This window comes from Deltaproteobacteria bacterium, from assembly GCA_016219225.1.
In the GTDB taxonomy this organism is placed as follows: Bacteria; Desulfobacterota; RBG-13-43-22; order RBG-13-43-22; family RBG-13-43-22; genus RBG-13-43-22.
This window is the reverse complement of sequence record JACRBX010000330.1, coordinates 1-14,581: the sequence shown is the minus strand read 5'-3', so window position 1 is coordinate 14,581 and position 14,581 is coordinate 1. Positions and strand designations below refer to the sequence as shown.

Sequence of the window (14,581 nt, the reverse complement as noted above, 5' to 3'; positions counted from 1 at the left end):
TTGATGCGTTCGTAAAAAGTCCAAAAGCGCCGATTTACGTCATTCCCGTGAAAACGGGAATCCAGTGTTTTTAATTAGTTACATATAGCCTGGATTCCCGCCTGCGCGGGAATGACGAGTTTTTACGAGACCATTATATTTTACTTTATCGGTGTTTTTTGGAGATGAAAAGAGGGTTAACGTTGTATTTTTTAAAGAAATAGGCTGTATTTTTTAAATCTTGCCCTCGATCGTTTCCTTTTCAATAGTTCCCACTCGCCATTCGCGTCCCAATCGATCGGCAGGTCATAAAAAAATTATTTTTTTGACTTAAATCAATGCAGAACCTTTCATGGATGATTATAGTTAGTTTCAAAAGGCTATAATAAAAATAAACATAAAAAAAGTCGAAAGGAGAAAGTTATGTTTTGCTACCAATGTGAACAGACGGCCAAGGGAGAAGGATGTACCAAAATCGGGGTTTGCGGCAAACAGCCTGAAGTTGCCGCTTTGCAGGATCTGGTGGTTTACGCCATGAGGGGGTTGTCCCAGGTGGCGGTAGAAGGCCGGAAGGCCGGTATCAGCGACCCGGAGGTTAATGCCTTTACCTCGGAAGCCATGTTTTCCACCCTGACCAATGTGGATTTTGACCCCGAGCGGTTCCCCCCCCTCCTTGAAAAAATCGTCGCCTTAAGGGAAAAGCTGAAGGCCAAAGTTAAAGCCGCCGGAGGCAAAGTCGATTTCCCGGACGGGCCGGCCGATTTAGCCCTGGCCGATAGCCTGGAAGGACTGACGGCCCAGGGTGAAAAGGTCGGCATCCAAGCGGATACGACGACGGATAGAGATATTCACGCCCTGGTCTGGACCGTTACCTTCGGGATTAAAGGAATCGCCGCCTACGCTGATCACGCCCGGATCCTCGGCAAAGAAGACGAGGCCGTTTACGCCTTTATGCATGAGGGGCTGGCGGCCGCCTTGAATAAGGACCTGACCCTGAACGACTGGATCGGCCTGACCATGAAGGCCGGCGAGATCAACCTGAAGACCATGGAAATCCTGGATGCGGCCAACACCGAAACCTATGGCCATCCCGTCCCGACCAAGGTCCCCCTGGGCCATAAAAAGGGCAAGGCCATCCTGGTTTCCGGCCATGATCTGAAGGATATGGAACTGATTCTGCAGCAGACCGAAGGAAAGGGAATCACCATCTATACCCACGGGGAGATGCTGCCGCTGCATAGCTATCCCGAGTTGAAAAAATATGGCCATTTCTACGGACATTACGGAACCGCCTGGCAGAATCAGGGGAAGGAATTCGCCGAATTTCCCGGGGCCATCATCATGACCACCAACTGCATCCAGAAACCAAAAGAATCCTATCAGGCCAATATATTCACCACCGGTCTGGTCGGCTGGCCGGGGGTCTCCCACATGGCCGATAAAAACTTTACCCCGGCCATTGAAAGGGCATTGGCCCTGCCCGGTTTTGCCGAAGACACCAACGGGAAAACGGTCACCGTCGGTTTTGGCCGGAATACCGTGATGGGCGTGGCCGGAACGGTCATCGAGGCGGTCAAGAGCAAGGCCATCCGTCACTTTTTCCTGGTGGCCGGCTGTGACGGCGCCAAACCGGGCCGCAATTATTACACCGAGTTTGTGGAAAAGGCGCCGAATGATACGGTTATCCTGACCCTGGCCTGCGGCAAGTTCCGGTTCTTTGACAAGGAACTGGGAGACATTGGCGGTATCCCCCGACTGTTGGATGTAGGCCAGTGCAATGACGCCTATTCGGCGGTTCAGATCGCCGTGGCCCTGGCCAAGGCCTTCAACATTGAGGTGAACGAACTGCCCCTGTCCATGATTCTTTCCTGGTACGAACAGAAGGCCGTGGCCATTCTTCTGACCCTGCTTTACCTGGGGATCAAAAACATTCGCCTGGGGCCTTCCCTTCCGGCCTTCGTTACGCCGAATGTTCTTGATTTCCTGGTCAAAAATTTCAACATCATGCCCATCACCACGCCGGAGGAAGATCTGAAGGCGATTTTGGGATGAAAAAACAGGTGCAAGGCTCAAGGCCCAAGGTCCAAGGCAAATCAAAACCTCTTTATTCCGGACCCTGTGCCTTGCGCCTTGCGCCTTGAGCCCTTTAAAGGAGTTACTTATGAAATGTCCAGGTCAAGACAGCCGCTACTGGCAACCCGGTTCCATTTTTGACGCCAACTGTCCCCAGTGCGGGCAGGAAATGGAATTCTTTAAGGACGATACCACCCGGCGCTGTAAAAAATGCGGTTACCGCCTTCTGAACCCTAAGATGGATTTCGGGTGCGCCTCCTATTGTCAATATGCCGAGCAATGTTTGGGAGATTTGCCCCCGGAACTGATGGCCCAGAAAGAAGATTTGTTAAAGGACCGGGTGGCCATAGAGATGAAACGATATTTCGGAAAAGACTTCCGACGTATCGGCCACGCCACCAAGGTCGCCCGCTATGCCGAACAGATCGGCAAAGAAGAAAAGGGTAATCTGGCCGTTATCCTGCCGGCGTCTTATCTGCACGACATAGGCATCCATGAGGCCGAAAGAAGATACCAGAGCACGGCGGCCCGCTATCAGGAAGAATTAGGACCGCCTATCGCCCGGGAGATCCTGATCCAACTGGGTGCCCGGGAGGGGCTGATCGATGAGGTCTGTGACATCGTCGGCCATCACCATCATCCCAGGCCCGAGGAAACGACCAACTTCAAGGCCCTCTATGATGCTGATCTGATCGTCAACCTGGAAGAAAACCAAAAAGAAAAACCTTCCGGACCAGAGAGGCTGGAGGAAATCATAGAAAAATCTTTTTTGACTGAAATGGGCCGGAAGTTGGCCCGGGAAGTTTTTAACGTCAAACAACCCGCATAGTGCAGAGAGCCGGAAGTGAATTGGCTACCGTAGCGAAAGTTTTCCCCTTTGCGTTCTTTGCGGCTCTGCGGTGAAAATTGATACGGTTTACCCCATGCCCTATACGAATTCAAGGAGATAAAAATGAGACTGAAACGAAAGATCATTGAAATTGACCCTGACCTGTGTGACGGCTGTGGTCAATGCGTGCCTTCCTGCGCCGAGGGGGCCATCCAGGTCATCGACGGCAAGGCCCAATTGATGGCCGAAAAATATTGCGATGGTCTCGGGGCCTGTCTGGGAGAATGCCCTAATGATGCCCTCAAAATCATAGAACGGGAGGCCGAAGATTTTGACGAGACGGCCGTCGAAGAACATTTAAAGAAGGCCGAAGAAACGGAATTGCCGACCCCGGACGCTCTTCCTTGTGGCTGTCCTTCCACCCGATTGCAAACCCTGGCCCAACCCGACACCTGTCAGCAGGCCAATGTGCCCCGCTTTCAGGAAGGTCAGACTTCGGCCCTCGGCCATTGGCCGGTCCAGATCAAACTGGTGCCCCCCACGGCCCCGTTCCTCAAAGGGGCCGATTTATTGGTGGTGGCCGACTGCACCCCCCTGGCCTATCCCAACTTCCACCGGGATTTTCTGAAAGACAAAGTGGTCATGATGGGCTGTCCCAAATTTGATGACGTCCAGGAGTATATCCAGAAATTCACCGATATCTTTAAAACCGCCGGTATCAAAAGCATCACCACCGCCGTCATGGAAGTCCCCTGTTGTGCCGGCTTGCCCTTTATCGTCAAAAAGGCCCTGAAAGCCTCCGGGAAAGACATTCCAGTGGAGGAATGGGTGATCACCGTTCGGGGGGAGGCGAGGCGATAATAAGGACCAGGGTGGACCTTAGGCGCTTCATAGTTGAAGGATACCCCTATCGCGGCCTCCATAGTCATTTTATCCGTCAGACATCTGACCTGGACCCAGCATGGTGGACCTCTTTCGGTTTCAAAGCGCCAAGCCCCTTGTGCCAGGAAAGTCATCCAGGACTTCCCGGCACCAACTCAAAGCCAACACGGGGCTTTAAAGGTAAAATAAATGCCCGAATATTCGTATTCCGAGTCGACCCTGATCCTTAATTGATTACATACATGGCTTGTATAGTAGGCGTTGCTAAAGCCGGATCCAAATAAGCCATGACATATTTGCCCAAAGCCATGGCAGTCACGGCCATGGCCAATTGCTCCTTAGGCTGGTCGGTTCGACAGATCATATATTTATTGGTAAAGGCCCCATTGGTAGCCGTCAAGCAGATATAGGCCGAACCCCAGCCCGGCCCGGCTGAAACCACAGCAGCCGTATACCAGTTCTCTGCTGCCTGAATTTCGGATTTCAAGGCAATAAAAATAACCATCACGACTAATAGTGAAACCAGAATAAAAGCTCTCTTTCTCAGACTTGTTCTCATCCTCCATCTCCTTTCATCGGTTTGGGATCTGAAATTCACCCGGTTAAAATCTTGTGTTAACATTACAGCCTATAATTGAACATTATTCTAATAACCATAGTAAATATTGTAAAAATGGAGCCCTTCGAAGAATCATATCCGAGCCATAATTGGATCCCGCGCTATTAGTGGCAACAAGGCGATAATGGTAATTAGTGTAAGGATCCAACCCGGTTAAATTGGCTGAAATGGTTACATTGTCCAGGCCACCTTCGATTGACTGGCTGATGGTAGAATTTCCATAGGCGATGGTCAATCCCCACTCAAAATGATAAGTCGTCATTAAACCGTTAGGGAAAACAATCCCTTTTAATGTGCCTGAGGTCGGCGTCACATTGGTGGCCGGGCTCGTGATGACTCCCGGAGGGGTGTCATAATATAATGTGATGGTCTGAGTAGTTTGATTCTGATTACTGCTGTTATCATAAGCAATAACCGTGATCGTATTGGCTGAGGGATTCAGGGTAATCGCCTTGCTCCAATTGGCTGTTTCGTTTCCGCCGGCCGTATCATTATCAGCCCGAATCCCATTTATCGTCACTTGAGATATCCCATTACCACCCTTCCCCAAATCCGTAGCCATGCCCCCTAAAGTTATATTCGCGGAATCCACGTGCTGGCCATTGCTGTGGCTGGTGATGGCTAAAGTCGGAGGGGTGGTCTCGGGAACATCATTGTAAATCGTCATGGTCTGCGTGGTTTGGTTATGATTGCTGCTGTTGTCATAGGCTATGATCGTAATGGCATTGGCACCGGGATTCAAGGTAATCGTTTGACTCCAGTTGGCAATTCCGTTACTCGTAGCCGTATCGTTGGCAGCCCTTATGCCATTCACTGTAACCTGGGAAATTCCATTATCCCCAGCTCCCCCGTCGCTGGCCGTACCGGCTAAAGTTATTGGGCCTATTACATGCTGATTGTTGGTATGGCTGGTTATGGCCAAAGAGGGGCTGGTCAGATCCTCGTTGGGGCTTGAATTAGAATACTGGACCCCCACCAGCCGATTCAGATCGTCATAGGTGTAGATGATGGTCGCTCCGAAAGAAGATGAAGATAGGGAGGCAATCAGAATAAACCAGAAAACGGATACACCAATAAAAGTCCTTATCTTTTGCAACATTCTCCACCTCCCGAATCTTGTAGACTGTCAAATAATTTATTTTGCCTGAGAAATGCTTTTTTTCACCCGGTTGCCGTTTCCATCGTAAGTGAACCCGACAAAATTGTTCCCGTTCTTCTGGATGATATCCCGCTTGTTGTCATAGTTGTAGCTGACCGCCAGGATATCCCTTCCGAATACGGCCCGTTGGGTCATGTTCCCGTTGGCATCGCACTGGAGGCTGATATTCCCGGCGGAATTTACCGCATGGGGTTTGTTGGTGTAAGTGTAGGCGTAGCTGCCCACGTCGGTCTTGAAGGTGATATTGCCGATGGCATCGTAGTTATAGACCAGATTGGCCGGAGCGGTGCTGTTCGGATTGTCATGGACCTGGAGAGGATTTCCAATGGGATCATACTGGTATTCGAGTTTTTTGTAGGTATCGACCAAGGTCCCTCCCTCCCATTTCTGGGTAAGGGCAGTGGTCAGCCGGTTTGTTACCGGGTCATAGGTGTAGGTCCTCTTGATGGAGACATTTCCCGATTTGGGATAGACGGCCTGGGCGGGTTGACCCAGGGCTGTAAAACCCGAATAATCCGCCAGATGGCCTCCAGTGGCACTATCCTTCACATAGAGCAAATTTCCGGCCACGTCGTATTCATAGCCATAGGTCTTCTCCGAAGGGCTCCCGGCCAAATATTTTAGGCTCAACGTCCTCCCGGCACTGTCAAAGGTCCTCTCGAAGACCGGCGTACTGCTGCCTACCTTCTTCAAGCTCCTTTTGCCCCGCTGCATCAGATCGTATTCCAGCACCCAGTCCTCATTGGCCATCCCTCCGGAAACCGAGCTTTTAGTCAGCTTCCCCGTAGAAAAGGGCCCCGCCGGATCATCATAGGAATAGGTTATGTTGTAGGAGGGGTAAACCTTCTGAATGAGCCGGTTCAGGGCATCATAGCTGAAGGTGATCGTCTTGCCTTTGGCATCGGTCTGGGAGGTGAGATCGTCTATATTATTGCAAATAAAGATCCAATTGTCCATATCGGGTCGTCCATCGTCTTTTCTTAGGCAAGCTGTCATAGCTCATGAGATTATAGAAAATCCGATCTTCCTGGAGTTATCTATCCTATTTTGTGATACCGTACTCCACTTGATATTTATATGAAGAATCCCAAATTATTCCCTGAACGTTATAATAAATATATTTGCCGTCATTAGAAATTCTTACTCCGTAAACTTTGTTGATAACTTCGCTATCACTTCGGAGTCTACCGCCAAGATGAATAACGGCCCATTTTAACTCTGTTTTAAGTTGACCGGAACGTGAGGCTCCATGTTCCTGTAAAAAATTTTTCCAAACTCTTTTCATGTCATCAATTTTTATATATTCTCTTCCGGCTTGATATACTGTTAATCCCTTTTTTGGATATATCCACATTTCTCTGTCAGTATCGAAATAGTATATTACAAGACCATCAATCCAGGTCCTTTCTGTTAAAATTTCGGCCATATTAGCATCAAAAAATCTCAATTCCGCAAATGGTCTTCCTTCCCGATAAATCATGTTCCCGACGACAGAAACCTTATTCCTTTCAATGGGATATACTTTTGAATTTTGTTTTAAGCCGCACCCCGATAGAACAACTATTAAAATACCAGTTAATATAATAAATTTTTTCATTATTACCTCCACCACCAATAAGATCGGGGTCCTGAATAATTATGATAGGCGTTATATTGTGAAGGATTCCAAACGTCCTGACCGAGTCTTGTTGTGCAGTTGTTAGTGAAAATATTGTAATTATGAAGATATGATTCTCCAGACCAAGGTACATTCTTTTGAACAAGCGTGGCAAAGCGACCTGCTTCGGGTAATTTTTCAACATCTTGGGTATGCCACGTATGAGAATTTCCATCTCCCAATAATGCCACCAAATGCCAAAAAATATCAGCAAGCGATGAACGAGCTGGAGATAAGACATATACGTCACTCTTTCCCTGAGTCAGAGTATTCCATTCAGGCGAACCCTGCTCAGGAATTTTAACCTGATCACCATTGGAACCGCTTATAGTAAATGCAGAGCTCAAAGCACCTCCTCCGAAGGAATATAAAGCGCTTTCACCGGCACACTCAGGTCCGCACTCTGCATATCCGGAAATAAAGCCGCCTCCAGTTGCTGCAAGGGCACCCGGAACACCGGCCGAAACCAAGCCACCGGTTACACCACCGGCAACAGCGCCAAAAAAGAGCCCCGAAGCCATGCCTTTCGCAATATCACCGCCATTTACAAGAGCTGACAATCCACCCCCTGTTGCTCCTCCCGCAGCACCACCTACGGTTACACTTGCCATCATCGCAGTGGCTCCCTGTCCGCCGGCAGCCCCATAGACTGAAAGTCCGGCTCCATAACCAGCCAAACCGGCGATGGCTCCGATTGCCGCTCCTGTGATCATCGCCCCGAAATTCCAATTGCTCCGAGCTCCGGCGCTGGCAGCGCCTATTACCGCGCCAATGATGACGGGAACGAACCAGGCAAGATGTCCATCGGGGTCTATAAATGCCAACGGCTTATTGGCCACATAGCTATACCGGTTCAAGGATTGAGGATCACTCGGGTCCGGAACGATACTGTCGGGGGAGACAAACTTCCCCAAAACAGAATCGTATAACCTGGCCCTGAAATTGTATAACCCCAGTTCCTGATCTTCTTCCTGATCCGTGAAGGTATAAGAGACATTGGGAAAGTTCGGATCATCGTCCCGGGTCTCGGAATAGGTCCCGAAGGGATAGTATTCCAGGCGCTCCTTGCGCGCCCCCGTCTGGTCGGTGACGATGGTGGCCGAACCGAGATGATTGTCGTAGTAATATTGGGAATTCCCGTCTGCCCGGATAGAAGCCACCCGCTCGCCACCGGCATAGACGTGGATAATCCCCACCCCGTTTCGCTCTTCATAAAGGCCCCCGAAGTAAATCACGTCCTGACTGGTGACATAGTTATGCTTCTTTACCCGGTTCCCGTTACCGTCATAAGTGAACCCAATAAAATTGTTTCCGTTCTTCTGGATGATATCGGGTTTGTTGTCATAATTGTAGCTGACTGCCAGAGTATCCCCACCGGATACGGCCCTCTGGGTCATATTGCCATTTAAATCGTACTGAAGACTGATATTTCCGGCCGATCGGGCCGCATGGGGTTTATCCCCGTAGTTGTAGGTGTAACTTCCCAGATCCGTTTTAAAGGTGATATTGCCAATGGCATCGTAGTTATAGACCAGATTGGCCGGAGCGGTGCCGTTCGGATTGTCATGGATCTGGAGAGGATTTCCATTGGGGTCGTACTGGTATTCGAGTTTTTTGTAGGTATCGACCAAGGTCCCTCCCTCCCATTTCTGGGTAAGGGCTGAGGTCAGCCGGTTTGTTACCGGATCATAGGTGTAAGTCCTTTTAATGGAGATATTTCCAGACTTGGGATAGACGGCCAGGGTCGGTTGCCCCAGGGCCGTAAAACCTGAATAATCCGCCAGATGGCCTCCAGTGGCACTATCCTTCACATAGAGCAAATTTCCGGCCACGTCGTATTCATAGCCATAGATCTTCTCCGAAGGACTCCCGGCCAAATATTTGAGGCTCAACGTCCTCCCGGCACTGTCAAAGGTCCTCTCGAAGATTGCCGAACTGGCTCCTGTCGTCTTCTGATTCCTCCTGCCCCTTTGCATCAGGTCGTATTCCAGCACCAGGTCCAATCCCAATCTGCCATAACATATTTTATTCTGGATTAAGTATTATATCCTTCTTTTCAATTATGATGTGTTTTTCCTTCTCTTTCATAAAAACATCTAAGGTCGAGTTTCGATTAATAGAAAACACGCCAGTCTTGGAGAATTTTCATTACACTATATACTCGGCCAGCATTTATGTGGGCTACGTATTCAGATATTCGGTCAGTCTTTTGGAGTGAATTTATAATTTTTTCATCTGATATTTCCCGATTGGGTCTTCAACGTATCTTGTTTCAACTGAATTTACGGTTTTGGAGATTCTGTTTCCAACCCCATCATCCTTATAATTGTACGTGTTCCCTCGCTTGGGGGGAAAAATGGAGACGCACAAAAATATATGCATTATTGCACAATTTTTTGGGCGATGGAACTGACGTCTTATGGCAGTTCTAATAAGGAATACGCATAAAATAGGGTGCACATCATTTTTTTTGTGAAAATTGTTCAATTATTGTTATGGTGCACTAATAGTCCAATTAGTGTCACCTACTGCTCCTGGTGAGTTCCCGGCAAAAAGAGAAATTCCATTTATCAGCCAAATATAGACCTCTCCGGTGGCATTATGTCGCCAGAGGATATCGGCCTTACCGTCTCCATTAAAATCTCCGACTCCCTTAATTGCCCAGTTCGGGTCAACAGTACCCGGTGACCCTTGCCCCGAAATTGTTGTTCCATCCATCAACCAGATAAATAGAGTGCCTAAAGAGGAATGTCGCCAGAGGACATCGGCCTTCCCATCTCCGTTGAAATCACCAACCTTATGAATTTGCCAGTTTAAATCATCGACATTTGCCGACGATCCCTGGCCGATAACCGAAAGTCCATCCATGGACCAAAGGTACACCATTCCGGCAGCATGTCTCCAGAGAATATCGGCCTTACCATCTCCGCTAAAATCGCCAATACCTTGAATCTCCCAACTTGTTGCGACCGACCCCAGAGAGCCATGTCCGGTTAAGCTGGTCCCATTCATCAGCCAGACATATACTTCTCCACTGCTGACATGCCGCCAGAGTATGTCCGCTTTCCCGTCTCCATTGAAGTCTCCGACTCCTTTGATGTCCCAGTTCTGGTCCCCTGCGGTAGCGGGTTGACCTAAGCCGATAATCGAGTATCCATCCATGAGCCAGATAAAGACTTTCCCCGATACGGCATGCTGCCAGAGTATATCGGTCTTTCCATCTCCGTTGAAATCCCCGAATCCATTGACAGCCCAGTTCAGGTCGCCGACGGCCCCGGAAAATCGAACATAATCAATGGAAGTACCGTTCATGAACCAGATTACATTCTCTCCGGAGTTGACATGGCGCCAGAATATATCGGCTTTCCCATTTCCGTTAAAATCAAAGTTTGTGGAAGGGGTTGCAAATATTCCATCCGACCCATAAGTGGTTCCCATACTATTATTGGTCACTAAACAATAATGATAGGTGGTATTGGAAGCCAGCCCGGTTAAACTGGCTGATACGACCACATTGCTTATGCCACTGCCGGCGGATATGGAAGGTGTTGTATTCCCATAGGCTGTGGTTTTCCCCCAGACAAAAGAATAGGTCGTTTCCAACCCCTGGGGGTTAACGGTCCCGTTTAAAGTGGCCGTGTGGGGAGTCACATTAGTGGCTGCATCCGTTGATAAGCCCGAATCATAGATGAAGACATCCATTTTTCCGTTTGTGTCTCCAGGCACCAAATTGGTAGCATGTGATCCAAAGGCCACATAGCGCCCATTAGCTGATATGGCTGGAGACCAAGAATAACCATTTGCCTGGGTCCCGTCCGAGGCCACCGAGACCCGGGTGGTCTTGCCGGTCTGCCGGTCATAGGCAAAAATATCTTCCTGGCCGTTCGTATCTCCTGGTACCAAATTAGCAGCATAGGATTTAAAAACTACATACCTTCCATTGGCTGATATGGCTGGAGACCAAGAATAACCATTCGCCTGGGTCCCGTCCGAGGCCACTGAGACCAGGGTCGTCTGCCCGGTCTGCCGGTCGTGGACAAAAATATCAAGTCCATTTTTCGTATTTGCTGGTACAAAATTAGTAGCTGAAGATTGAAAAACCACATACCGCCCATCGGCTGAAATGGATGAACCGTAAGAACTATCATTCGCCTGAGACCCGTCCGAGGCCACCGAGACCAGGGTCGTCTGCCCGGTCTGCCGGTCGTGGACAAAAATATCATATCGGCCGCTCGTATCTCCGGGCACTAAATTGGAGGCAAAAGACGTAAAGGCCACAAATCGCCCATCGCCTGATATGGATGGGTCCCAGGAATCATTGTTTCCCTGGGTCCCGTCCGAGGCCACCGAGACCAGGGTCGTCTGCCCGGTTTGCCGATCATGGACAAAAATATCTGACCCGCTGTTCTTATCTCCAGGCACCAAATTGGCAGCAGTAGAAGTAAAAGCCACAAATCGCCCATCACCTGATATGGATGGACTGTAAGAATTATCAATCCCCTGAGACCCATCCGAGGCCACCGAGACCCGGGTCGTCTGCCCGGTCTGCCGGTCATGGACAAAAATATCTTTCCGGTTGTTCGTATCTCCGGGCACCAAATTAGCAGCAGCAGAATCAAAGGCTACATATCGCCCGTCCAGTGAAATGGACGGATTTAGAGAAACACCATGCCCCTGGGTCCCGTCCGAAGCTACAGAGACTTGGGTGGTCTGCCCGTTCAGACGGTCATGGACAAAGATATGATATGTGCCTTTGATAGTTCCTGGTGTCAAATTAGAAGCCCCGGATACAAAAGCCACATATCGTCCATCGGCTGAAATGGACGGGAAATGAGAATCTTCATTGGCCTGAGTCCCATCTGATGCCACCGAGACCCGGGTGGTGATTCTTGCCTGGGAGGTAAAAGGAAAGAAAAAACTTGAAATATACAAAAGAATAAAGGTCATAACACCAAGGGATATTTTGGAAATCTTGCATTCCAATCGATCCATAGTTAACTCCTCCCCCTAAAGAGTTTGCCCTTACTCCCTTTTTTTATTTTTTGTAATGGATGGCTTCATGAATTAGTTATCATCCCGATAATAACCGGAGTCCAAAAAAGCAAAATCTATGCCATCGAATCATAATTTTATAATCCTATTATTTCAATTAGTTATATTGACATGAGGGGGAGAGGGAAAATGGAGATGCACAAAAATATATGCAATACTGCACAAGATTTTTGGCGTAATTTGTCGGATTTTTAAAAAAATTAACTTCAGGCCAGGATAAAATCCTATTAGAGATGAAGTTGGAAGAAGGAGCCTACTCCAATTTCCACCGATCAATCAAATTTTTAAAGGAAATTCGGGATGCCGATAGCGTACCTGTTTTCTCCTTGACCCTGTATTTTTCTTATTTTATACTCTTTAATCGTGTAACCCGTGAAATCCGTGCCAAAATTCTAATTTCGAACTAAACCAAGAGAGATCCATTGACTGACCAAGACATCCGCTGGATTCAGAGACTTAATCATTTCAATAAGGCCTTTTCGCAACTCAGAGAGGCATTTGAACTGGCACGGCAACGTCCTCTTTCAAAACTCGAAGAGCAAGGTCTGATACAAGCTTTTGAATATACCCATGAATTAGCCTGGAAAACCCTGAAGGATTTTCTCGAAAGTCGTGGTGTCGGGACGTTGTATGGGTCCAGGGATACGATACGTGAAGCCTTTAAAACAGGATTGATTGAAAACGGTGATGCCTGGATGGACATGATCAACAGCCGAAATCTGTCTTCTCACACCTATGATGAAATTACGGCCGCAACCATCGTTTCGGCCATTCTGAAAGATTATGGTCCGGAATTCGAAGCATTTCACATTAAAATGGAACAAATGAAGCAAGAATCCGCATGAAATACGGCCTGAAAGAATCCACCATCCAAAGAATCAATGCTGTTTTTGCACGCCACCCCCAGATACAGAAAGCGGTTTTATACGGATCACGGGCCAAAGGGTCCTTTAAAAACGGATCCGACATTGACCTGACTCTCCAGGGAAGGGAAATCTTGACCCCAGGGGTACTGTCCAAAATCTTACATGAACTGGACGAACTGCTCCTGCCCTATACCATTGACCTGTCCCTATATGCACAAATTCAAGATCCTGATGTGCTTGATCATATTAAACATGTTGGGATTATTTTTTATGAAAAAGCGGGACAAAATTTAGAAACAAAAGAGAAGTGACAGTAGGCCCTCTTTATGTTAGGATTAATTGTATAAATACAAGGTTATTTTAATAAATAACATTTAATTATACAAGGTAAAAATCAAAAAAACGATGCCAGTTTTATTGAGTGGGATTGGACCACTTCTGAACGTCCTGGCTGTGTTTAATATATCCATTTCATATGGATAAATTAATTCTTCCGTTTTTCCCTTATTCGTAGTATAAAGTAATATTACTTCTTTTCTTGAACTCACCTGCTATAATTTCCCTTGAGGTAAAAAGATTTGAAATATTCGATAGCTAAACAGGGTCGTATTTTTATCATCCGCCTGGAAGACGGGGAGATACTCCATGAAACGCTGGAACGGTTCGCCGTCGAGCAGGGGATTAAGGCCGCTTATATGATCGTCCTCGGCGGGGCGGACGGCCAAAGCCGATTGGTGGTCGGTCCGGAAGACGGGCAGGCGACCCCGGTTAATCCTATGACTCATGCGCTGGAAAACATCCATGAAATCGTCGGGACCGGGACGCTCTTTCCGGATGACGAAGCAAAACCGAGCCTGCATATGCATGTGGCCGCAGGGCGCCGGGACTCGACCATAACCGGTTGCGTGCGGGCCGGGGTGAAAACTTGGCAGGTGGCCGAGGTGATACTCATCGAGATGTTGGACTGTACGGCCGTCCGGAAACCTGACACAGACTTGGGTTTCAAGCTTTTAAATCCATAATAGCCCCGTTCTATGATTTAAGGTCGAGACCTATTGTCAGGCAAGATGCCTGACCTATTTTAATTGAATTTACCCTTTGCAATAGCTCAAGGGACAAAGAAATCAATAGATTTGGAAGGTCTATTAGCTTTTTCTTAAACCTTGAACCTTGTGCCTTGCGCCTTTTTTTTATTATGAAACAGATAAGAAATTTCAGCATTATCGCCCATATTGATCACGGCAAATCCACCCTGGCCGATCGCCTGATCCAATTTACCGGGCTGGTGGATCAACGGGGGTTCCGGGACCAGATCCTGGATACCATGGACATTGAACGGGAACGGGGCATCACCATCAAGAGCAACACCGTTACCCTCCCGTATACCAACAAAAAAGGGGAAGCCTTAGACCTGAACCTGATCGACACACCGGGCCATGTCGATTTTTCCTATGAAGTGTCAAGG

At 48.2% G+C, this 14,581-nt stretch carries 13 protein-coding genes; 7 read left to right on the top strand and 6 right to left on the bottom strand.

The features are described from left to right. Positions 1-402: 402 nt before the first annotated feature. The 3 genes from hcp to HY879_26580 all read left to right on the top strand — a co-directional run bounded on the left by hcp (position 403) and on the right by HY879_26580 (position 3,742). The gene (hcp, locus tag HY879_26590) at positions 403-2,031 is read left to right on the top strand and encodes a hydroxylamine reductase (GenBank protein ID MBI5606915.1); all 1,629 of its coding nucleotides are present in this window, start codon (positions 403-405) and stop codon (positions 2,029-2,031) included. 109 nt (positions 2,032-2,140) lie between these two features. Beyond that, positions 2,141-2,881 (top strand): HD domain-containing protein, encoded by a 741-nt coding sequence (locus tag HY879_26585; protein ID MBI5606914.1) that lies wholly within the window; start codon positions 2,141-2,143, stop codon positions 2,879-2,881. Between the two features lie 123 nt (positions 2,882-3,004). Next, a complete protein-coding gene (locus HY879_26580) occupies positions 3,005-3,742 on the top strand; it encodes a 4Fe-4S binding protein (protein ID MBI5606913.1) in 738 nt (245 codons plus the stop codon). Positions 3,743-3,989: 247 nt separating this feature from the next. Here HY879_26580 and HY879_26575 read toward each other — a convergent pair whose 3' ends face one another. The 6 genes from HY879_26575 to HY879_26550 all read right to left on the bottom strand — a co-directional run bounded on the left by HY879_26575 (position 3,990) and on the right by HY879_26550 (position 12,190). Continuing rightward, a complete protein-coding gene (locus HY879_26575; protein ID MBI5606912.1) occupies positions 3,990-4,322 on the bottom strand; it encodes a hypothetical protein in 333 nt (110 codons plus the stop codon). Between the two features lie 82 nt (positions 4,323-4,404). Next, a complete protein-coding gene (locus tag HY879_26570; protein ID MBI5606911.1) occupies positions 4,405-5,481 on the bottom strand; it encodes a hypothetical protein in 1,077 nt (358 codons plus the stop codon). Positions 5,482-5,517: 36 nt separating this feature from the next. After that, positions 5,518-6,498 (bottom strand): RHS repeat protein, encoded by a 981-nt coding sequence (locus tag HY879_26565; protein MBI5606910.1) that lies wholly within the window; start codon positions 6,496-6,498, stop codon positions 5,518-5,520. 85 nt (positions 6,499-6,583) lie between these two features. Then, on the bottom strand, positions 6,584-7,138 hold the full coding sequence (locus HY879_26560) for a hypothetical protein (GenBank protein MBI5606909.1): 555 nt from the start codon (positions 7,136-7,138) through the stop codon (positions 6,584-6,586). 2 nt (positions 7,139-7,140) lie between these two features. After that, positions 7,141-9,201, bottom strand: coding sequence for an RHS repeat-associated core domain-containing protein (locus HY879_26555; GenBank protein ID MBI5606908.1), 2,061 nt, complete (start codon positions 9,199-9,201; stop codon positions 7,141-7,143). Between the two features lie 490 nt (positions 9,202-9,691). Continuing rightward, positions 9,692-12,190 carry an FG-GAP repeat protein gene (locus HY879_26550; protein MBI5606907.1) on the bottom strand — a complete coding sequence of 833 codons (2,499 nt, stop codon included), beginning with the start codon at positions 12,188-12,190 and terminating at the stop codon, positions 9,692-9,694. A 482-nt stretch (positions 12,191-12,672) separates the two neighbouring features. On the opposite strand from HY879_26550, the gene HY879_26545 reads away from it, so the two are divergent. The 4 genes from HY879_26545 to HY879_26530 all read left to right on the top strand — a co-directional run. Further along, complete coding sequence (locus tag HY879_26545) at positions 12,673-13,095, top strand: nucleotidyltransferase substrate binding protein (protein MBI5606906.1); 423 nt, start codon at positions 12,673-12,675, stop codon at positions 13,093-13,095. After that, the gene (locus tag HY879_26540) at positions 13,092-13,427 is read left to right on the top strand and encodes a nucleotidyltransferase domain-containing protein (protein MBI5606905.1); all 336 of its coding nucleotides are present in this window, start codon (positions 13,092-13,094) and stop codon (positions 13,425-13,427) included. The genes HY879_26545 and HY879_26540 overlap by 4 nt, the downstream gene beginning before the upstream one ends. A gap of 267 nt (positions 13,428-13,694) precedes the next feature. Beyond that, complete coding sequence (locus HY879_26535) at positions 13,695-14,138, top strand: DNA-binding protein (GenBank protein MBI5606904.1); 444 nt, start codon at positions 13,695-13,697, stop codon at positions 14,136-14,138. Between the two features lie 173 nt (positions 14,139-14,311). Beyond that, positions 14,312-14,581, top strand: a 270-nt coding sequence (locus HY879_26530) for an elongation factor 4 (GenBank protein MBI5606903.1), incomplete at its 3' end; no start/stop codon positions are given.